This window comes from Pyrinomonadaceae bacterium (genome assembly GCA_036277115.1).
Taxonomy (GTDB): domain Bacteria; phylum Acidobacteriota; class Blastocatellia; order Pyrinomonadales; family Pyrinomonadaceae; genus UBA11740.
In genome coordinates, this window is sequence record DASUNM010000011.1 from 209,070 (window position 1) to 230,356 (window position 21,287).

The 21,287-nt window shown below is 56.6% G+C and carries 19 protein-coding genes and 1 tRNA gene; 14 read left to right on the forward strand and 6 right to left on the reverse strand.

Annotation, left to right across the window (positions count from 1 at the left end):
* The first annotated feature begins 70 nt into the window (after positions 1–70).
* The 4 genes from VFX97_02745 (at position 71) to VFX97_02760 (ending at position 3,345) form a co-directional block, all read left to right on the forward strand.
* The gene (locus VFX97_02745; protein HEX5702120.1) at positions 71–721 is read left to right on the forward strand and encodes a hypothetical protein; all 651 of its coding nucleotides are present in this window, start codon (positions 71–73) and stop codon (positions 719–721) included.
* Positions 722–839: 118 nt separating this feature from the next.
* Positions 840–2,207 carry an acyclic terpene utilization AtuA family protein gene (locus tag VFX97_02750; GenBank protein HEX5702121.1) on the forward strand — a complete coding sequence of 456 codons (1,368 nt, stop codon included), beginning with the start codon at positions 840–842 and terminating at the stop codon, positions 2,205–2,207.
* 21 nt (positions 2,208–2,228) lie between these two features.
* On the forward strand, positions 2,229–2,573 hold the full coding sequence (locus tag VFX97_02755; GenBank protein HEX5702122.1) for a hypothetical protein: 345 nt from the start codon (positions 2,229–2,231) through the stop codon (positions 2,571–2,573).
* A 7-nt stretch (positions 2,574–2,580) separates the two neighbouring features.
* A complete protein-coding gene (locus VFX97_02760) occupies positions 2,581–3,345 on the forward strand; it encodes an enoyl-CoA hydratase-related protein (GenBank protein HEX5702123.1) in 765 nt (254 codons plus the stop codon).
* A 3-nt stretch (positions 3,346–3,348) separates the two neighbouring features.
* On the opposite strand, the gene VFX97_02765 is transcribed toward VFX97_02760, so the two are convergent.
* The 3 genes from VFX97_02765 to VFX97_02775 all read right to left on the reverse strand — a co-directional run bounded on the left by VFX97_02765 (position 3,349) and on the right by VFX97_02775 (position 6,005).
* The gene (locus tag VFX97_02765) at positions 3,349–3,759 is read right to left on the reverse strand and encodes a cobalamin B12-binding domain-containing protein (protein ID HEX5702124.1); all 411 of its coding nucleotides are present in this window, start codon (positions 3,757–3,759) and stop codon (positions 3,349–3,351) included.
* Positions 3,760–3,784: 25 nt separating this feature from the next.
* On the reverse strand, positions 3,785–5,431 hold the full coding sequence (locus tag VFX97_02770; protein HEX5702125.1) for a methylmalonyl-CoA mutase family protein: 1,647 nt from the start codon (positions 5,429–5,431) through the stop codon (positions 3,785–3,787).
* Positions 5,432–5,603: 172 nt separating this feature from the next.
* Entirely contained in the window at positions 5,604–6,005 is a 402-nt protein-coding gene (locus VFX97_02775) for a septum formation initiator family protein (GenBank protein HEX5702126.1), read from the reverse strand.
* A gap of 756 nt (positions 6,006–6,761) precedes the next feature.
* On the opposite strand from VFX97_02775, the gene VFX97_02780 reads away from it, so the two are divergent.
* The 7 genes from VFX97_02780 to VFX97_02810 all read left to right on the forward strand — a co-directional run bounded on the left by VFX97_02780 (position 6,762) and on the right by VFX97_02810 (position 12,184).
* Positions 6,762–8,801 carry a radical SAM protein gene (locus tag VFX97_02780; protein HEX5702127.1) on the forward strand — a complete coding sequence of 680 codons (2,040 nt, stop codon included), beginning with the start codon at positions 6,762–6,764 and terminating at the stop codon, positions 8,799–8,801.
* A gap of 135 nt (positions 8,802–8,936) precedes the next feature.
* The gene (gene rpsU, locus VFX97_02785; protein HEX5702128.1) at positions 8,937–9,143 is read left to right on the forward strand and encodes a 30S ribosomal protein S21; all 207 of its coding nucleotides are present in this window, start codon (positions 8,937–8,939) and stop codon (positions 9,141–9,143) included.
* 130 nt (positions 9,144–9,273) lie between these two features.
* The gene (surE, locus tag VFX97_02790; GenBank protein HEX5702129.1) at positions 9,274–10,041 is read left to right on the forward strand and encodes a 5'/3'-nucleotidase SurE; all 768 of its coding nucleotides are present in this window, start codon (positions 9,274–9,276) and stop codon (positions 10,039–10,041) included.
* 18 nt (positions 10,042–10,059) lie between these two features.
* Entirely contained in the window at positions 10,060–10,737 is a 678-nt protein-coding gene (locus tag VFX97_02795; protein ID HEX5702130.1) for a protein-L-isoaspartate(D-aspartate) O-methyltransferase, read from the forward strand.
* Between the two features lie 17 nt (positions 10,738–10,754).
* Positions 10,755–11,447, forward strand: coding sequence for a VTT domain-containing protein (locus VFX97_02800; protein HEX5702131.1), 693 nt, complete (start codon positions 10,755–10,757; stop codon positions 11,445–11,447).
* Between the two features lie 40 nt (positions 11,448–11,487).
* A tRNA-Pro gene (locus tag VFX97_02805) sits at positions 11,488–11,564 on the forward strand.
* A gap of 56 nt (positions 11,565–11,620) precedes the next feature.
* Positions 11,621–12,184, forward strand: coding sequence for a hypothetical protein (locus VFX97_02810; GenBank protein ID HEX5702132.1), 564 nt, complete (start codon positions 11,621–11,623; stop codon positions 12,182–12,184).
* A gap of 39 nt (positions 12,185–12,223) precedes the next feature.
* Here the strand turns inward: VFX97_02810 and VFX97_02815 are convergent, their stop codons facing one another.
* From VFX97_02815 to VFX97_02825, 3 genes are all read right to left on the reverse strand, one after another.
* Positions 12,224–12,676, reverse strand: coding sequence for a hypothetical protein (locus VFX97_02815; protein ID HEX5702133.1), 453 nt, complete (start codon positions 12,674–12,676; stop codon positions 12,224–12,226).
* A 217-nt stretch (positions 12,677–12,893) separates the two neighbouring features.
* Positions 12,894–13,457 carry an RNA 2',3'-cyclic phosphodiesterase gene (gene thpR / locus VFX97_02820; protein HEX5702134.1) on the reverse strand — a complete coding sequence of 188 codons (564 nt, stop codon included), beginning with the start codon at positions 13,455–13,457 and terminating at the stop codon, positions 12,894–12,896.
* Between the two features lie 157 nt (positions 13,458–13,614).
* Positions 13,615–16,026 carry a penicillin acylase family protein gene (locus VFX97_02825; GenBank protein ID HEX5702135.1) on the reverse strand — a complete coding sequence of 804 codons (2,412 nt, stop codon included), beginning with the start codon at positions 16,024–16,026 and terminating at the stop codon, positions 13,615–13,617.
* A 128-nt stretch (positions 16,027–16,154) separates the two neighbouring features.
* On the opposite strand from VFX97_02825, the gene VFX97_02830 reads away from it, so the two are divergent.
* The 3 genes from VFX97_02830 to VFX97_02840 all read left to right on the forward strand — a co-directional run bounded on the left by VFX97_02830 (position 16,155) and on the right by VFX97_02840 (position 21,251).
* The gene (locus tag VFX97_02830; protein HEX5702136.1) at positions 16,155–16,754 is read left to right on the forward strand and encodes a hypothetical protein; all 600 of its coding nucleotides are present in this window, start codon (positions 16,155–16,157) and stop codon (positions 16,752–16,754) included.
* A gap of 12 nt (positions 16,755–16,766) precedes the next feature.
* Entirely contained in the window at positions 16,767–17,873 is a 1,107-nt protein-coding gene (locus VFX97_02835) for a peptidylprolyl isomerase (protein HEX5702137.1), read from the forward strand.
* A 765-nt stretch (positions 17,874–18,638) separates the two neighbouring features.
* Positions 18,639–21,251, forward strand: a complete 2,613-nt coding sequence (locus tag VFX97_02840; protein HEX5702138.1) for a S8 family serine peptidase — start codon at positions 18,639–18,641, stop codon at positions 21,249–21,251.
* The last annotated feature ends 36 nt before the right edge of the window (positions 21,252–21,287 follow it).

The following is a 21,287-nucleotide window of genomic DNA, read 5'->3' on the forward strand; positions in this document are numbered from 1 at the left end:
AGAGTTTAGCGGCGGGCTATCGGCCGCCGGATTGGGCAGGAGCCCGACTCTAAACAAAGGAGGAACGATTGTGAGAAGAACCACTTATCCTTTTCTTCTGACAGTCATCGTCGCGATTTTCGGAGCGCTGGTGAGCACGGGATTCGTCGTGTCGGCGCAGAATTCCAACTCTTCAACGACGATGACGAACTCAAACACAAACACATCGAAACCGCGCCGGCCTCGGCGGCCGAGACCAAAGGCGTCGCCTACGCCTGAGGCGACATCTGAGACGCCCGCGATGACGGAAACTGAAGCACCGCCTCGCACGGGCCGTTGCGATCCGAACAAGCAAGAGCCGGCGGATCTGTCGGGAACCTACACCGGCAAATTGCAACATGGAACCGATGTTCGCGATGCGACGCTGACAATAAGCGGCAACAGTTTGACGATGACGTCCGGATCAGATTCGCACACCGGACGCATTACAGCGGTGACGACGTGTGGGTACACGGCGGTGACGATCATGCACGGCGACGGCGGAACTTCTGAACCTGGCAAAACGTCGCCGCCGAATAAGGTGATGTCGTTACGCGCGAAAAAAGTTGGCGACAGTCTGACGCTGATGAGCGTGCCGGGCGAACCTGAGAAGGTGATGTTTACGTCGGGCGGAGGAGCGCGGCGATCACGCCGTGAACGCCCACGCAGGCCGGCCCCTCCACCACCGCCAACACAGCCATAGGTGTCGTGGTAACTTTTTGCACGGGGCTGAGCGAATTTGTCCCGGTAAGCGGCTGAAGTAACCAGCCGGTTGTTAGTTTTGTTCGCTCAGTCTCGTGTTCTTGTGTTGAATTTCGTAGATGAAAGAAAAGATTCGCATCGCAGCAGGTCAGGGTTTCTGGGGTGATCTCCCCGACGCCCCCGTACGCCAGGTCCAAGGCGGGGCCCTCGACTATTTAATGCTCGACTATCTGGCTGAGGTCACCATGTCGATCATGCAGAAGCAGAAGGCGCGCGATCCAAATGCGGGCTATGCGCGCGACTTCGTGCCGCTGATGAAGCAAATTCTGCCGGCTTGCGTTGAACGTGACATTAAGGTCGTTGCGAACGCCGGCGGCGTTAATGTCCCTGGCTGCGCAACCGCGGTGCGAAACGTGGCGCAGGAGTTGGGCCTTGGCGGTAAAGTCAAAATCGGAATTGTCACGGGCGATGACATTCTCGATCGGATCGACGACCTGTTGAATCGCGGAGTCGAGCTCCGCAATCTGGACACGGATGAGCCGCTCGCGACTGTTCGCGATCGAATCCAAAGCGCCAATGCTTACCTCGGCGCCGCGCCGATTGTTGAGGCGCTCAACCGAGGCGCGAACGTGGTCATTACCGGACGCTCGACTGATACCGGACTGACTCTGGGCCCGATGATTCATGAGTTCGGGTGGGCGGCAGACGATTGGGACAAGCTCTCATCGGGAACGATCGCCGGTCACATCATCGAATGCGGCGCGCAGTGCTCGGGCGGAAACTGCCAGTACGAGTGGCAGAGCATCCCCGACCTGGCCGACGTGGGATTTCCGATCGCCGAAGCGTCGCCTGATGGCACATTCGTTATCACGAAACATGAAGGCACCGGCGGCCGCGTGAACGTTCCCTCGATTAAAGAACAACTGCTCTACGAGATGGGCGATCCGCACGCGTACATCACGCCGGACTGCGTCGCGGACTTCACCACAATTCGATTGGCGGATGACGGGCGAGATCGCGTGCGCGTGTGCGGGATCAAAGGTCGTCCGGCGACGGATTCTTTGAAGGTCTCGATCAGCTTTTCGGCGGGATTCAAGGCGGTTGGAACATTGGTGTACGCGTGGCCCGATGCCTACGCCAAAGCGAAAGCGGCGGATCAAATCCTGCGGTCGCGTCTCGATCGGCTTGGACTAAAATTCGATCAGGTGCTGACGGAGTTTGTTGGAGCAAACGCGACCCACGGTCCATTGGCCGGCGAGCCTTCACCGGACTTGGCCGAAGTGCAACTGCGCGTCGGCGTGCGAGGAGACGATCGCGCAGCGATCGAGCGGTTTACGAAAGAAATCGCGCCGCTGGTTTTGACGGGACCGCCAGCGGTGACGGGTTTTGCCGGCGGCCGCCCAAAAGTGGAAGAGATCGTGGCGTATTGGCCGGCGCTGATCCCGAAGAGCGAGATTGTCTCGCACGTCGAAGTGCTCGAAACGTAGGACAAAGAGGAAGACCAAACCTTGAAAGTGATCTTGACGCAACTTGCGCACGCGCGTTCGGGCGACAAAGGCGACACGGCGAATGTCGGACTGATCGCTTTGCGGGAAGAGTGGTATCCGCTCCTCGCACGCGAAGTGACCGCGGCGCGCGTAAAAGGGCACTTCGGCGCAATCTGCAAAGGCGAGGTCGAACGCTTCGAGTTGCCGAACCTCGGGGCGCTCAATTTTCTCCTGCATGAGAGTCTCGGCGGCGGGGGCACGCTATCGCTGATGACGGATGCGCAGGGGAAGACCTTTTCGACGGCGCTTCTGCGCATGGAAATTGACGTCGCAGATGAAGAAGCGTCTCGCCTGGGCCTCTCTTAATTTTCAGATGGCAGAATCCGAAACAGTATTGTTTGAGACGCGCGATGGCGTGGCGTACTTGACGATGAACCGTCCGGAAAAGCGCAACGCGCTGAATGAGGACCTGGTTACTGGGCTTAAGGCAGCGTTACGCCGGGCGAATGCAGATGATGCCACCCGGTGCATCGTGCTGCGCGGAGCTGGTTCTGATTTCTGTGCCGGGGCCGACCTGTCAGCCCTCCAGAAAATCGCCGGGGCTTCCGTCGCCGAGAACCTGGAAGATGCGCAGTCGCTCGCCGAGTTGTTTCTGTTGATTCGCGAGCTGAATGTTCCAGTTGTAGCTGCCGTTCGCGGTCGCGCGTTGGCGGGCGGCAGCGGGCTCGCGCTGGCTTGCGACATTGTTCTCGCCGAACGCGACGCGCGCTTTGGCTTCCCTGAAGTTAAAATCGGTTTTGTGCCGGCGATGGTGATGGCGATCCTGCGGCGGAGTGCGTCGGAGAAGAAGGCCTTCGAGTTGATTACGACCGGCGTTGAGATCTCAGCCGGCGAGGCTGCGCAACTCGGTCTGGTGAATCAGGTTTTTAACTCCGACAAGTTTGAGTCAGAAGTCGAATCGTTCGCGCGGGGCTTTGCAAAGATGAGTCGTTCTGCGCTCAGCTTAGCGAAAAAGCTTTTCTATTCAACTGACGGGGTGGCGTTTCCTGACGCGTTGGCCGCGGGCGTGGACATCAATGCTACCGCGCGGATGACGAAGGATTGTCGAGCGGGAATTGCGCGTTTTCTCGAGAAATAGCTCTCACTCGCGCGGCCGAACATTCTCGCGGATGAACTTCGCGATGTCCTGGGTTGAAGTGCCCGGCAGGAAAATCTCCGCCACTCCCTGTTCCTTCAGCTTCGGAATATCTTCTTGCGGGACGATGCCTCCCAAAACCACCAGGGTGTCTTTCATCCCCTGTTCGCGGAGTAGCGAGACGATGCGCGGACAAAGCGTGTTGTGAGCGCCGCTCAGAATCGAAACTCCGACCGCATCCACATCTTCCTGTAGCGCCGCAGCGGCAATCATTTCAGGAGTCTGACGGAGGCCCGTGTAAATGACTTCCATGCCGGCATCACGGAGGGCGCGCGCGATGACTTTCGCGCCACGGTCGTGACCATCAAGACCTGGCTTTGCGACGAGCACGCGAATCTTTCTTTCTGCTTGGGCCATTTTTGTTTGCTGAAAGGGAGCCGGCTTAGATAGCAGGTTCTTCATAGACGCCGTAGACGTCGCGCAGGGCCGAACAAATTTCCCCGAGCGTAGCGTACTCACGCACAGCTTCGATGGTCGCCAGCATTGTGTTGTCACCGGCCTCAGCCGCATGCCGTAGTTTGTCCAACGTTCTTACGACCGCTTGCTTGTCTCGCCGATCGCGCGTCTGTTGCAGTCGTTCAAGCTGGTGGTGCCGCACGGATTCGTCGATGACGAGAATCGGAACTTCAGTGCCCGTAGACTCCATTTGATACTTATTGACGCCGACAATCGTCTGCTCTCCAGCCTCCAGCGCTTTCTGATACTGATAGGCCGAGTCCTGAATCTCTCTCTGCGGAAAACCCTTTTCGATGGCTTCGACCATCCCACCCATGTTATCGATTCGCTCGAAATAGTCGCGCGCGCCGTCTTCCATCTTTTGCGTTAGCGATTCGACAAAATACGAACCGCCCAGCGGGTCAACCGTATTCGCAACCCCGCTCTCTTCAGCAATGATTTGTTGAGTGCGCAGGGAAAGTAGCGCGGCGCGATCAGTCGGGAGCGCCAGCGCTTCATCGTAAGAATCGGTATGAAGCGAATTCGTGCCGCCCAGCACGCCGGCGAGCGCCTGGATTGCGACGCGCACGACGTTGTTGAGCGGTTGCTGCACAGTCAAAGAAACGCCGGCTGTCTGCGTGTGAAACCTGAGTTTCAACGTGCGTTCACTCGATGAACCGAATCGATCACGCATGACTCTCGCCCAGATTCTTCTGGCCGCGCGGTACTTCGCAATCTCTTCAAAGAAGTCATTGTGCGCGTTGAAAAAGAATGAAATTCGCGGCACGAAGCGATCGATATCCAGCCCGGCGCGGATGCCCCAGTCGACATACTCAATTCCATCGCGCAGCGTAAACGCGAGTTCCTGCAGGGCGGTCGCTCCGGCTTCACGAATGTGGTAGCCGCTGACCGAAATCGGGTTGTACCGCGGCACCTGCTCAGTGCAGAACTCGAACGTGTCGATGACGAGCTTCATTGCCGAGCGGATTGGGTAAATCCACTCCTTCTGCGCGATGTACTCTTTGAGAATGTCGTTCTGCAGCGTGCCTGATATTTTCTTCCAATCGGCGCCTTGTTTTTCGGCCACCACCAAATACATCGCGAGTAGAACCGACGCGGGCGCATTGATAGTTTGCGACACAGTCACTTGTTCCAGGTCGATGCCGTCGAACAGAGCTTCCATGTCGGCAAGCGAGGAAACCGCCACGCCGCATTTGCCGACCTCTCCCTCTGACAGAGGAGAGTCCGCGTCATAACCCATCAACGTTGGTAAGTCATACGCGACCGAGAGCCCGGTTTGGCCTTCCCTTGAAAGATACTTGAACCTGAGGTTGGTCTCTTCGGGCGTGCCGAACCCGGCGAACTGCCGCATAGTCCAAAGCTTGCCCCGGTATCCGCTGGCGTGAATTCCGCGTGTGTAAGGAAACTCTCCGGGCGAACCGATGTCGTTTTCGGTGTTGATCTGTGCGACGTCCGCCGGGGAGTAGAGACGATTCACCTCGTCCAGTGACACCGTCCGAAAGCTCGACTTACGTTCGCCTGCGTTTCCGGAAGCCTTCGGCGGCTGCTCAATTGCGGTATCTGTCGTTGGCATTTGAAAAGAATGGCAGTTGCTGATTGAAATCTGATGTTATTGAAACGGTTTTAGGGTGTCAAACAGGAAGCAGTTGCGCAAAGAAGGATGCGCGGCTGCGATAAGGCTGCAGCCGCGCGATTTTGGAAGGACCCGACTTCGTGGACAGAGCAGCAGGGTAAAGCAGGTGCTGTTAGCGGACGAAGGAAATACTCGCCAGATTTGTAGCTGATCGAGATTTAAGCGGAACCACAACATCGCTGGGCCGCACCATACCAAGACGCGCTCTCGCCGCAGATTCGATTGTCGCAGGTTCCGTTGTGAGTCGAATAACTTCGGTTTGCAGGGATGCGTTGATGCGACTCAGAGTCGCAATCTCTGTTTCCATCTGATGAAACTGCCGTTCGGCAGCGCTCAGTTGCGTGTGCCCGCGGAAGTTGACGGTTACGCAAATCGCCGCGGTCGCGATCACTATCATTGCCAGGTAAATCCACGAGGGAACCACCCTGACCGTATTCGCTAACGCACGTTCAACTGTTCGCGAGTGTTGCGGGAGCGACCCAACCGCCAGTTGGGATGCCCCGGTGCGGGACATTAAGTGTCGGCTGTTAAGCCAGGAAGAATTTGCAGGGTGGTTCAAAGGACACCTCCGATTACGTCGGTCTAAGGTTTTGTTTGTGTTTGCGTTCGGCTTCGGTGTGGCGCCAAAGGCCCGTCCACTATCGTCGCCGCGACTCGCGCCGCTGCCCCGGGTCGAAACTGTCGACGTTGAGTGCCGATTCGCAACGAAGCCATCTTTCGTCTGGCAGTCACTCTCGATCGAGACGCCAGTTTTCCGATTGGGGGACTTATGGGCTGCGTATTCATTGATTACCGACTCCCGCTGTGGACTGAAAACTCGTGTTTTGCACTATATACAGCGTTTGCTACTGAAGCGGCCGCAACATCCGGTGGTACTTCGTCGGCCAATCCCCTTGCGAGTCAATGCTTTAGCGCAAGTGGCGTTGAATGTAACAGCGGTTTTACAGAGGCGCAATACCATTTTACTGCAACAAGTTAGCAACGTAACCTCAACGTTTACATCAAGTAACGGCGATTAAGCGCTTAATTCGGCGAACGCGCGGCGAACGGAAATGGGCTGAGGGCATTCCGCGGCCAAAGAGGTGTCCTGCTGACACGTTTCGCCTCTTTTGAATTTTGTGACACGTGTCGGGCCTCTGTTCGAGCTCGGCGACAAAGGTGATAACACAAGCGATAACAATAAGTTAGGTCATTACTGGAGCTAGGCACGCGTGTTGCCGATGGCTTCACTGGTATTCGTGTACACACCCCTAACGGAGATTCGATTTAGATGAAAGCAATTAAAGTCGCTGAGCGAGGCTTGACCCTGGTAGCTGGTGGGCTATTCAACGCCATCCAGGCTGTAAATAAGTACAAGCCAAATCCTTCTTTTACCCCGAAGTGGTCCGACAAACCGCTGCTCAAGTCATGGCAAAAAACAAAGCCTACCTTGGGATGGCCGAGAACGACTGACTCGCTGTGCCCGAATTGTGTCATCGAGGCGCGTGAGCAAATCCTGAGCGGCCAGAAGGACGTCTCGGTACTCATCAACGAGAAGGTTGGTGAGATCAAAGCTCAGATTATTGAACGTGATGGCGAGATTTGGATGATCAAGGATTGTCCCATCCACGGTAGTTTCGAAGACATGATGGCCATCGACTCGAAATTCCTCACGCATATCGAGGCGATGTTCCCCGGTCGAGATATCCAGTCGCATAACGACGAAAAGCTGCACAATCATGGCACCAGCACGATCAAATACGGTCGCGGTGCGGTGCTTACGGTCGACCTGACAAATCGCTGCAACATGATGTGCGATCCATGCTTCATGGACGCGAACCAGGTTGGGTTCGTCCATGAACTGAGCATGGAAGAGATTAGAGAGATTTTGGACAACGCGATCTCGATTAAGCCTCGCCGGCAGATGTCGGTGCAGTTCTCAGGCGGTGAACCGACGATTTCACCGCACTTCATTGAGGCGATTCGATACTCGCGGAAGGTTGGATACAACTCGGTCCAGGCGGCGACTAACGGTATCGAGTTCGCCAAGAGCAAAGAGTTCTGCCGTCAGGCCGCTGAAGCGGGTCTGCGTTACGTCTATTTTCAGTTCGACGGAATCGGCAACGATGCGAACAGCCACCGTCAGGTCGGCAATCTATTCGACGTGAAGCTCCGCGCGATTAACAATCTGCACGAGGCGGGCGTTGAAATCGTACTCGTTACCACGCTCGTCAACGGCATCAACAATGATCAGGTAGGTTCGATCATCCGTTTCGCGCTCGACAATCCCAAGAAGATTGCGTTTCTTTCGTTCCAGCCCGTTTCGTTCACCGGTCGTGATGAAGCAATTACACCTGAACGACGGCTGCAACAGCGCTATACGCTGTCGCACCTCGCACACGACGTGAAAAACCAGGTTGGCATCACTGAGCCGACGCGCGATTGGTTCCCGCTCTCGCTCATGGGCGCGTTTGCAGACTTTGCGGATCTCGTGCACGGTCCTGACGCTGACTGGGGCCAGGTTTCGTGCGGCTGCCATCCGAACTGCGGCGTGGGCACGGCCGTCATGATCGACAAAGAAACCAAGGAAATGAGTCCGGTTCCGGCGTTCCTGAATATTCCCGGTCTGGTGAAAGACATGCGGAAGATCACCGATGCGGCCCGCGGCAAATGGAAGTCGAACTTCATGATGGGGCTCGCTCTGCTGAAGCACTATCAACCGTTTGCGGCGCCCTCGCAGTTCAACCTGTATGAGCTCTTCAAGAAGTTCGACAAGTCCTTCGGCCTGACGGGAAAAGATTACGGCAAGGTCGACGGCAATCGGAGCGCCGAGGATATTGAGAAGCGTCGCTCGGATCGTTGGAACTTCCTGTTCATCGCGGGCATGTGGTTCCAGGATCTCTTCAATTACGACTTCCGCCGTACGGAGATGTGCATCATTCCCTACGGCACGCAGGAAGGCGAGATTAGCTTCTGCGCTTACAACACGGGCATCGGCTGGCGCAACATCATTGAGCACATGCACCAGAACGCGACCGTCGCCAAGTGGTACGACGAACACGGCCGCCACGAGATTTTTGCGGGTGGCAAAGCTGTTCCGATGGCTGACCCGACGCACAATCTCAAACTGAACGACATCGACCTGGCGCGTCCGAACAAGCCGCAGATGGAAGGGCCGAAGACGGCGCACGAAGAAAAAGTGATGATGCGGAAGCTTTATCAGGATATGGTGCTGAAGCAACAGCAACTCACGAAAGCGGACAACGGTGACAAGCCCGTCCAAATTCAGGGGCTCAACGGCAAGAAAAGCGCTGCCGTGGTCACGGTCTAACGTTGCTTCAATGGCTTCGAAGCCCCGCGGGTGAACTAAAGCTCGCGGGGTTTCTCATGTCCGCTTGACCCGACTCAATCACAGCGTGTTAAATAGCAGGTCGGAAACTGAACAGTCGAAGGAAGTGATGACTAGATGGCAGTAGTGAACGTCAATCCCGGCGAGTCAATCGAAAGCGCGCTCCGTCGCTTCAAGCGCAAGGTGATGACCGAAGAAATCATCAAAGACGCGAAGAAGCATGCTTTCTTTATGCCGCCGGGACAAAAGGCGAAACTCAAATCGGCTTTGGCTCGCAAACGTAACAAGAAGAAGGCACGTCCGCGGCCCCGTCCGACTAATTGAGATCAATCGGCCAATTAACCGCGACTCACCAGATCGATCCCAGCAAAACTGAGACTGGCCGTGCACGTTGAAAAAACGTTGCGCGGCAGTCTGCTTGATCGAACCTGGTATAAAATTGAGCGGCATCTGAATGACGCGCATTTTGATCACAAACGATGACGGCATCCACTCCGACGGGCTTGGCACCTTGGAGCGCGCGCTTCGCGAATTGGGTGACGTGTACGTGGTTGCGCCCGCATCTGAAATGAGCGGCGCATCGCACAGCCTCACACTGGCGCGGCCGCTGCGCATTCGCCAGGTAGACAGCCGGCACTGGACCGTGGATGGCACACCGACTGATTGTGTAACTCTCGCGCTCCACAAAATTCTTGGAGAGGACGAACATCCGCACGTTTGCGTCTCAGGCATTAACCACGGCGGCAATCTGGGTGATGACGCGACTTACTCGGGAACTGTGGCCGGCGCGCTGGAAGCGACGATCCTCGGCGTTCCGGGGCTCGCCGTGAGTCTGGTGGCGCGTGAGAACTTTGATTTTGCGGAAGCGGCGCGCTTCGCGGTGCTCGCCACCAAAAAAATTCTCAGCGAAGGTTTGCCGGAGGGCACGCTGCTGAACATGAACGTGCCGCAAGGCGAAATCAAAGGCGTGCGCGTCACGCGACAAGGCATTAAGAATGCGCGTCCCGTGATCACTGAGCACATCGATCCGCGGGGCAAACCTTACTTTTGGATTGGCGAACAGTATTTTCGTTCGAACGCGGAAGGCGGCACGGACTATAGAGCAATCGAAGAAGGCTACGTTTCAATCACTCCCTTGAAGAGCGACATGACTGACCACGCCCTCTTGTCGTCCCTGGATTCCTGGAGCTACCTGAACTCTGTAGAAGTGCTCCAAAGTTAAGACGCGCAACCTAACAACTTGAGTTTCTCTTCACAAGCAACAACGCTCAAAGCCGAGTACCGCATTCCGCGCGAGCGCATGGTCGAACGGCTGCGCGATCATTACGGCATCAAAGATCAGCAGGTGCTCAATGCGATGTTGACCGTGCCGCGGCACTTCTTCGTGTCGCAGGCCTTGCAGGGAACGGCGTACGGCGACCACGCTTTGCCCATCGATTTTAATCAGACGATTTCACAGCCATATATCGTCGGGCGCATGACGGAACTGCTGGAGCTCGACAAGAAAAGTCGCGTGCTCGAGATTGGCGCCGGCTCAGGTTATCAAACCGCGGTGCTCGCGCAGCTTGCTTCGCAAGTATTTGCCATTGAGCGCATCGGCGAACTCGCACGTCAAGCTCATGCGCGGCTTCGTGAGCTCGGGATTCATAACGCGACGGTCAAAGCTTTCGACGGCACGCTTGGCTGGAAAGCCCATGGCCCCTACGATGCAATTCTGGTGGCCGCGGGCGGACCGGTCATTCCTGATCCCCTCGTTTCACAATTACAAATCGGAGGCCGTCTGGTGATTCCCATCGGAGAGACGCGCGAGTCACAGAAGCTGGTGCGCGTGATCAAGACCGAGACGTCACACAAAGCTGAAGAGCACGGCGCTTGTCAGTTTGTGCCGCTAATCGGACAGCATGGCTGGTCAACTTAAGCAGTCAGATCTAAACAATGGATTCGCTAATCGAACTATTCCACTACCTGAAAGATCTTCTTAATCCGAAGATCATCATCGAGACGTTATTGGTGAAGGGTGGGATTTTCGTCTACCTGGGTCTGATCTTTATCGTGTTTGCCGAAACAGGTTTAGCGGTCGGATTCTTTCTGCCTGGCGACTCGTTATTGGTGGTCGCCGGACTGTTCGCCGCGACCGGCAAGCTCAATCTGGCGGCGTTGCTGTTGACTTTGTTCGTGGCCGCGGTCGTGGGTGACGGCGTGGGTTACTACACCGGCGCCCGTCTGGGGCCGCGCATTTTCAAGAAAGAGAAGTCGCTGCTGTTTCGACCCAGTCATCTGTTAAAGGCCCACGCGTTTTACGAGAAGTACGGCGGCAAGACGATCATCATCGCGCGTTTTGTACCGATTGTGCGGACCTTCGCGCCGATCGTGGCCGGCGCAGCAAAAATGCCTTACCGCAATTTTGTGGTCTACAACGTAGTGGGCGGTTTTCTCTGGGTTTTCAGTATGATTCTGGCGGGCTACTTCCTCGGCAGCCTGCTGAAATCGAAATTTGGAATTGATTTGGATGAGCACATCGAATGGGTCGTCCTCATAGTTGTAGCGTTGTCGTTGGTGCCTCCGCTAATCGAATATTTGAAAGCCAGACGCGAGAAGGCAGCACAGGCAAAAAATGCAGAGGTTTGACCTGCTCCTGCGCGTCACATAGAATCCATTCAGTTCTTGTCGGGGCGTGGCTCAGCCTGGTAGAGCGCACGGTTCGGGACCGTGAGGTCGGAGGTTCGAATCCTCTCGCCCCGACCATTTTCAAGACGACGGCTGCGCTCACGCGGCCGTTTTGTTTTTCGGGAGAAACCGCTTTGATTCTCAGAGCCAGGTTCGTATTCGCGTTATCGTTGTTGTTCGCTATGGGTGTGCTGATCGCTTACGCAGGTACTTCAGAACTGACGGTGAGATCGGCTACCACGACTTCAACACAAGCAACGCCAACGCCGACGCCAGTCCCGGCGACGCCTGCCAAGTTAACCGTTGAGGATCTCAAGAAGCTGCGTTGGATTGAAGGCACATGGCGCGGCACCGGAGTTAATCAGCCTGCCTTCTTTGAGCGTTACCGGTGGGAGAACGACACGACGCTGGCTGTCGATGGGTTCGAAAACGAGAAGCTCGAGAAGGTCACTGATACGACCCGGTTTGAATTGAAAGACGGCGAGTTTGGCGGCGGCAGCGACGGCGCCCGTTACGTAGCGACGGCGCTGGACGATAACTCGATCAGATTCGGGCCGGTAATAAAGGCCCGAAACTTTTTCGTTTGGAAGCGCGAGTCGAAAGACCTCTGGACCGCCATCATCCAACCTCTGCCGAGACCCGACCGACCAACGAAGGAAACTTTCTACAAGATGGAACGCTTACCTGATCCGAAATGAGTCAAAGCTCACTTCACCTGGAAGCTTCGCATGACATTCTTAGAAGTCGAAAGGCTTCTTCAAAACTCTCCAGGTTGTCTTAAGAACCGCCACAATCTTCGGCGACTTTTCGTTCGAAGTGCGCTTCGAATCCTGGGTGCGCGCGACAACCGCATGGCGGGAACTGTCCGCGGACTTTCGATGAAGGCGCGCCGTTGAAGGAGTGGCCGATCGGTTCCGGCTCCGGCGGACCGTACGCGAACTAACGATGCGCGAAGGCGACACTGTTGATTTATCGTGCGCTAATTGTCCATCTGTTTTCGCCACCGGCGTCACGGCCCGCGATGACTGCTGTGACTTGTGGTCCGTCACGATGGCTATGGACGGGGCGGGAGATTCGAGATAACCAATGAACACGGCACTCAGAAAGAGTCCCAGCACCGCCAGACTCGTCAGCACCATCGGCTTTTTTAATCCAGGCCGCGGATGTGAAAAAGGCTGTGGCACTCTCATTAATGACTTCGGCTGAGGACTCTGAACCAGTTCGGTACCGTCGAAATCGCACACGCTATGCGAATCGGAAAACGTAAAATTGCACGCCGGACAATACTTCATTAAAAAAACCTCTGAATGAATTTTGAGGGGAGCGGACAGGAAAGAACCAAACGGAACCTTACACGCATTCGAAGAAACACACAACAGATATCAGTGTAAGCGCGTGCGGGATTCTCTAGAGCAGGTTATGACGCGAGATCGCTGTGTGCTTTGAACCTTGCTTTAGAAGCTCACTCCTGAAGACAACTACCTCTGATACAGAGAAGGCGACCGGTACGAACGCCGAACTCTTGTGAAGATCAGCCAGCTCACGTGCGCCCTGAGAGTGGCGCAGGCGCGCCACCGTGAGATGCGGATGAAACGGACGCGAATCGCGGGTGAACCCGGCTTGAGCAAGTTCATTTTCGATGGCGGCGTGCAAGCTCTGCAGGCCGGAGGCTTGCGCACCAATCCAGATAACGCCTGGCCGGCCGTGTGCTGGGAAAGTGCCGCACTCAGAGATTGTTAGTTCAAAGGATGAAACCGATTTGGTCGCGCGGGCGACCGCGTCAGAGACTCTTGTAATGTCAGTCACCGGAACGTTGCCGAGGAATTTCAGCGTCAGATGCAGGTTGTCTTCACGGCTCCAACTCGCGCGGACGTCAGGCAGTTCGCGACGAAGGGAAGCGATGTGTTGCGCGACCCGCGCGCGGACGTCGCCGGGGAGTTCAATGGCGATGAAAGTACGAAAGGAATCCACAGATTACGCAGATTACGCAGATTACACAGATACGAAAACAACATATGTAGTTTAGAGGCGGGCTACCGCCCGCCAAAGTAGTTGCAAAGGAAGGCGGGCAGTAGCCCGCCTCTAAACTGATCCGTGTAATCTGCGTAATCCGCGGATAACTCCCGCATTACTTCGGCGTCAACACCACGGTGTCTTTGGTTGCCGAAGCGATCGCGGCTTTGCTAAACGGAAACGCACGCGGGGTCACGTTGCGCCAATCGTCCAGCTGATCTTTCCAATGGGGACTGTTTGGCCATCCGGACTGTCCGAGAGGAATGCCGTGCTGACTCTTGTCCCAATCAGAAGTGTCGGCAATCAGCCGCATTGAGACCGCGGAGCCCACATTGACCGTGCCCCCAGATCCGTTTTGGGGAATCGGCGCAATGGTGAACTGCGCGCCGATCAGCGGAGCGGCCGCCAAAGGATGCGTGAAGCGTGCCTTTGTCTGCGCTCCCCAACTCCATTTCGATTCGTCAGCGCCAAGACTCTTCGTGAGCGCCTGCCGTGCATCCTCGTACGACGCTTTGAGAAGCTCCGCATAACTCCCAAATTCTTTCGGCAGCCATTCACGCGGCTGTTCGGTGACTGCGCGATCGGCCAAAAGGTCGGCCTGCGGCCATGCGTACGTGCGGGCAAGGTCCGGACCGAGAGCTGCGTTAATGATGCGATCACGAAACGCGCGGCGCATCTGCCAGACGACCAACGCCATGCGCGAATCCGCGGACATGGCGCCGTCCCATGATTCAAGATCGGCAATGAGTGAAGGAGGCAGGTTACCTGCGCTCGCAGAGCCGCCTGCGCTCCGTAAGATTTTTGCCGCGCCGCGCGCAAACATGACGCCGCCGATTGAGTGAACATCTCCGAGGACCTTTCGAAAGTCGTCAGTCGTAAGTTTTGGTTTCGCTGAAAGCAAATCAGCGATGCGCCGCGCGCGATAAGGCGTCGCCCACGCGTGACTGACGAAATATGGATAGCTCGATCCCACGACGCGCTGATTCGCGGTGACGATAATCCCGGAAGGCGGATCATAAAGGTGCGGGAGTTTTTCGAACGGAATGTAGCCGGTCCATTCGCCTTCGTCCGTCGCGCCGTCGTAAGGCACGCTACCGTCACCGGATTTGCGAATCGGAATCCAACCCGCGCCGTAATAGCCGATGTGGCCGTCAACATCTGCGTAGACGAAATTCTGCGTCGGACCGCGGTAACGGCTGAGCGCGGCGGTGAATTCTTTCCAGTTCCGCGCGCCGTTCACTTCAAGAAACCCCACCGTCTGAAGTGTCGAGGGGTCGAGCGAGGTCCAGCGAAGCGCGTAACGCGTGTCGTCCTTCTCTAAAACGATCGGGCCGTGGCGTGTAACGGTTACTTTGAATGTTTGTGTTTCGGTCTCCGGCGAGCCGAAGCCCTTGCGAACCTTAATTTCTTCCTGGCGCACTTCGGCGTCGCGCAGACCGGTGGGCGTCTGGTACTTCGTTGGATTCGCCTTATCAAACTTCTCGATGTAAAGGTCCTGCACGTCTGGCCCGAGATTCGTGACGCCCCAGGCGATGTGTTCGTTGTGGCCGGCGACAATTCCCGGGGCGCCCGGAAACGTCACGCCGGCCACATGCATTCCCGGCGCACTCAGTTGCGTTTGATACCAAATGCCTGGTGCTGACGCGGGAATGTGCGGATCGTTCGCCAACATAGGCTTGCCGGTAACGGTGCGCTTCCCGGACACGACCCAATTGTTGCTGGCGTGAATCGTTTCCACTGCCGGTGGTGTGAGACCGAGCAGCTCGAACGAACGTTGCTGTGCCTCGCAGAGTTTGTGCAGTTCGGCGAGGATCGCTGGCGACACGCCCGCTCTAACGGCGGGGCTGATAGTTTGCGCTTGACGCCGATCTGAACCTACGACCAAAACATCCAGGGGAGAGGTTTCAGGCAGGAGCGCTTCGCGTTTTTCTTTTGGAAGAGAGGCCAGCGAGGCGCGCATCAGGTCCAACTGCCACGTGGAAGACAGGTACTCAGCCATCAGCGCGCCGACGGCTAATGAATCCGCGGGCGCCCAGGGGCGCGGCTTGTACTGTAGGAGGCGGAACTCGGGCGGCATCGTCTGGTCGGTGAGGGAATTGATGTACGCATTGACGCCTTTGGCATAAGCCGTGACCGCGACACTGAATTTGGGATTGAGGTTGGCGGCGGCTTGATCGATCATGCGGCCGAAACCGAATGTGCGATGTAGCCTATCCTGCGCGAGCGTGGCTTGCCCAAAGATTTCAGAAAGCTCACCCCGCGCCGTGCGACGCTGCAAATCCATCTGCCATAAGCGATCGCTTGCCGTGACATAGCCCTGGGCGAAATACAAGTCTTCGTCGTTTGTGGCTTCGATATACGGAATGCTGCGATCGTCCCGCCGCACGGTGACCGGGGCGCGCAAGCCCGACACTTGCAGCGAGCGAGTTGCCGCGGCCGAGGACTGTGACGAAACTTTCGCCGCGGGCGTCAAAACACACCACGCCAACGCCGCGGCCGCCAAAGACAGAAGGAATGCTCGTCTCATTTAATTGAACCCTCGCCTGAATTTGATGAGCCGGGATACTAACATAGGGTGAACTTGAATTACTCTGTTCGGGACGATGCGGTCTCTGTTATGATTCGCGCGTCAGACTACAGTTGATCGGATCCGCCATGAGAAAAACGACTATTGCAATCCTTGCTTTACTGATTTCTTCGGCAGCTACATTCGCGCAGGAACACAAAGAGCGAACTGCGCCACCAGTGCGGCCGCCGCAGACACAAACCCCACCGCAATCCGAGGCGCCATCGTCTTCGTTTAGATACACATCACCTGAGGGGCGCTACACCGTTTTGCTTCCGGCCCAGCCGAAAATCTCGTCGCAGCAGGTGAATACGCCTGACGGGTTGCCGATGACCCAATACATGGCGACGGCTGCCGGCAGTTCGGGAATGTTCATGGTTGCGTACTTCGATTATGCGAACGACGTTGTGTTCTCGCTTGATAAGGCGCGGGACGGGATGGTTAACAGCATCAAAGGCACTCTGCTGGACGAGCACTCGATGAGTTTGGGTGGCGCGCCCGGGCGGCAAATTAAGGTCACTGCGCGGACTGAGCAGGGTTTGGAGTTTATCGATCGAGCGCGCTTCTATGACGTGAAGCCGCGGGTGTTTGTGCTCCAGTGCATCACTCCAAAGTCCATCGACAGTCCCGCGCTGGCCGAGAAATGCGAACAGTTCTTCGACTCGTTCAGAGTGCGTTCGACCCCTTAACACGCCGCGAGAATGCCTGCCCGTAAGCTTCCGATGCGCATTTTCTTTTTGCTGACGCTGTGTCTGCTCTACAGCTCATGCGCCAGCAATGACGCACTGCAAACAAAAACAAGCGATGGCTCGCTTCCACCGGTGGTTGCGACCGTGAACGGTCAGGAGATCTCCACCAAGTTCTACGAGATGTATCTGAAGAACGGCAAAGAAGCGCTGGCCCTGGATCCAAGTACCGATGAGGGCAGAAAAAAAGTCGAGCAACTACGCGAAGGAATCGTCTCGGAATTAATCGACCGGGCCCTGATCGCCCAGGAAGCCCAACGCCGCAGCCTGACCATTGCGCCGGATAAATTGGCAACCGCTGAACAGCGTGCGATTCAACAGTTTGGTGGGGAGCAAAAGTATGACGAATACCTCAATGGGTTTCGGCTGTCACGCACTGAGTACCTCGAGGTCATTAAGTCGGAACTCTATGGCGAATTGATGCGCACCGAGTTGAGTAAGGACTTGTCAGTTTCAGAAAAAGAAATAAGTGACTACTACGAAGCGCAGAAGGCTGAGCCAAACTTTCAGCAGCCCGAACGCATCACCGCTTCGCACATTTTGATTGCCGCGCGCGCCAATCTCATTGAGCGCCAACTGAGAGAAGAAAAAAACCTGTCCGGCGATTCTTTGGCAACAGCGGTTCGCGAAGAAATGGCTGCGCGTCGCCGCCGCGCCGAAGATTTACGCCGCAAGGCCGCGAGCGGCACGGATTTCGCGAAGCTGGCCCGAGAGTCGTCCGACGATCCAGGCACCCGTGAGGCCGGGGGCAGTTTAGGCACCTTCACGCGAGACACACACGCAAAGGCTTTTGATGAAGCGGCCTTTAAGCTTAGAGCTGGGTCGGTGAGCGACGTGGTTGAAACGGAATATGGCTTTCACATAATTAAGGTCTTCGCGCGTGAGACCGCGCGTGCGCGCACTCTGGCAGAGATGACGCCGGAGATTCGAGCCCGGCTGCTGGCAAAACGTCAGGCGGAAGAGCTCACCAAGTGGCTAAAAGAGTCGCGGCGCAAGGCGACAGTGCGCGTTAATGAGCCCTTTCGTTTTGGCGCGCTGAAAACCGAATTCGCGGGGTCTTGATCGAACCCACCGGCTTTGCCGAAAAAGCCAGTGCCTCGTCGAGCTGCGAAGCGGCGAGCTTAGCTAAGCCCAAGGCGAGGTTTTGCTAGCCTTGGGGAAACCATGCCGGTTTTGATGAGCGGAGCCCCTAAGCGGGCGACATCTCAGTCTCGAGTTGATGGTCTTGGGTCTCCAGTCAAAAAACACGCGCCTGCCCTCGTTAAGTGATTAGTCGCCGCTCCGCGGCTCCCGCAAAATTTGGATACTGGTTACCCAAGGCTCGCAGAGCCTCGCCTTGGGCTTAACTACAGCCGCTGCTTTGCAGCTTGTTGAATACTGCAAGGCTAGATGTGGCGTGGATGAGCGATCAATAAAAAGCATTAGCCCACCGCGGCAGCCGAAGCTCCGGATTGAGGTCTCGCGCGACAGCTATCGCCCGCTTCGCGGGCTCGATCCCATTTTGTTCTTTTAAGCCTGGGGCTGACGCCCCAGGCTTTATGCTGACGTCCGCTCCGCGGACTCGCGACTTAGGAATGCGGTTCGAGCAAAGCAGCCGGGGGCGAGCTCTCCACCTTGCGAATTGCTTGCGAAAAAATTATATCCGCTCGCCGCACTCCGTATTTGTTTTGATTTTCGAAACCTCAAGTCTGCTCACCTCCAAGAGCCGATAACCCTCAAGTTTTTCTCAAGTCTCCATCGCTAAGCTGGGCTCACTTCAACGATGAACCAGATGCAGCCAGCTAACCCAGATGAAATCAGCGAGCGGATCTGAAAGGAGACTCTGTCATGTTTCGAAAAATCTCTGCCACTCTCGGCGCCTTATTACTCGTTTTGGCGACCAGCGCTTTGGTCTCAGCGGCGACTTTGAGTTCCACATTGCAATCCCGGCTCGCCGGCACCGCCGACTCGTTGAGTGTCGGCACAGTAATCGTAACTTTCAATACAACAAATGGACTGAACGAATCCCACTTGAGTGTTTTGCGCCGCTTGGGAATTACTCGCGGGTACAAGCTGCAGCAGTTGGGCATAGTCGCGACGAATGCGACTGCCGGCCAGGTGCGCGCCCTCGCGTCAAACGGCGCGGTCCGCTCAGTCTGGTCCAATGACCGTCTTTACTATTACATGGCGCAGGCCCGCGTGCTGGCGGGTGTGGATCGCTTGCGCACCGATTCGGCGGTGACTTCACGCAATGGTGGTCAGCCCGTTTCCGGCCAGGGCAACTTCGCCGTCGTGATCAATGATTCCGGCATCGATGCCACGCACAACGATCTGAAACTCGGTCCACACGTCATTCAGAACGTCCAGATACTCACCGACTCAGATACTGAGAATGCCGTCGTCTCATTGCCACTGGATGGATTCTTTAGTCTCCAGGTGGTCGAGAATGTGCCGAACACCGATACGCACGTTGGTCACGGCACGCACTGCGCAGGCATCGTGGGCGGATCGGGCCAGCAGTCCGGCGGGCTCTATGCCGGTGTGGCGCCGGGTGCAAAGCTGATTGGCACGGGCTCAGGCGCAGGATTATTTATTTTGAATGCGCTGGGTGGCTATGAATGGTCGCTCGCAAATCAGTTCGTATACAACATCCGAGTTATCTCGAACTCCTGGGGTGGCTCAGGCGCCTTCAACCCCGACAATCCGATCAACCTCGCGACCAGAGAGGCTCACGGCCGCAACATTATCTCGCTTTTCGCTGCGGGTAACGATGGCCCTGGGCCAGACACGCATAACCCGTACGCCAAAGCGCCTTGGGTGATCTCAGTCGGCGCGGGCACGAAAGAGGGTGGGCTCGCCGGCTTCTCGTCGCGCGGAACTTCTAAAGCAGAACGCCTGGCTGACAGCGATCCGAATAACGACTTCGACGCTCCGACAATCGTTGCTCCTGGCACGGGCCGTGAGTTTGAGTCCAACGCGGCGAAATTTACGCACGACATGATTTCCACTCGTTCAGCCACCAACGTGGTGGCGAACGGCGGCGATTACGACCTGGAAATTTCCCCGGCGTATGTTCCGTTCTATACGCAGATCAGTGGGACCTCGATGGCAACGCCATTTGCCGCCGGTACTGTCGCGTTGATGCTCGATGCCGATCCCACGCTGAATCCCGACGAGGTGAAACAGATTCTTCAGCAGACGGCTACGCAGATGCCCGGTTACGACGAGTATCAAGTCGGCGCAGGCTACATAAACTCTTATGCCGCGGTCGATAATGTGTTCAACCGATCGAGGAACTATGGCAGCTACACTGGCGCCACCGATAATCGCTCGTACAACGCACAGTACGCCACGACCAAGGAGCCGACCCAGGCGTTTACCATCAACTACACGCCGCAGACCCCCGGGCCTCAGGCTTCGAACACAAACACTTACCGATTTGAAGTCTCGGAAGGATACGGCGTGCTCGATGTGTCAATCGCATTCGGCTACGCCAACGATAACAATGACAATCCGGCCACGAATGAAGTAGGCAATTCTCTGGGGCTGGCACTTTATCCGCCAGGATGTGTTCCGGCCGCTTCTGATCCGCAGGGAGTGCCGCCTTGCGCTTACAACAGCGGGTTGACTCTTCCGGTGCTTGATTCACCACGCCGGCGGATCTTCGTTAAGCACCCCAAAGCCGGCCAGTGGACTGCTGAGATTAGAGGATTGCGTGGACTCGCAGCCGCAGCGGCGGCCAATTCGCCGGTGGGCATCGGCGCGCCCGAACGCGTTGACGGCACTATCAACCGCAGTATCTTCACGCTTCAGGAAATCGCGGACATCAGCGGGCACGTGGCTGAAAAGCAGATTCAAGACGTGGTAGTTGATCGGCGGATGGATCTTCTTGCTGATGGTCTATTCCATCCTGATGCAAACGTCACGCGCGAAGACTTTGCCCGGTTATTAGTTCTCAACACCGGCCTGCGTCAATCGCGCTTCGCGACGCCGAAGTTCGCGGACGTTTCCGGCGACCTGGCGGCGATCGCTGAGGCGGTCACCGCTAAAGGTTCAAATTCGCGCGACTGGAACTTCACCCCGAACGGAATGATGAGCGCCAGCGGCTCGAGTTTTAATCCTGCCGGCAATGTCAGTCGGCTGGACCTGGCCGTAGCTTTGGTGCGCGCCCTCGGTCTGGACAGCGAAGCGAAAGCCCGCACCGGATCAAACGTCACGGTCACGTACGGAAATCAGACCTTGACGTTGGCTGACAACCTGGAAATTTCCGCCACGATGCGAGGTTACGTGCAGCTCGCTCTCGATCGGGGAATCCTGCAGGCCTACTTCTCGCTTGAGCAAGGGCCGTTTGATTTGCAGCCCACTTTGAAGGCCCGAGTTAAGGCAAACGATCCGACGACGCGTGCGTGGCTTGCCTACGCGCTTCACAACTACCGCGCGAGGTTTGAAGCGGGTAGCTAAACGAGCCGGGTCACGGCGCTGTTTTGTCTGGGAAAC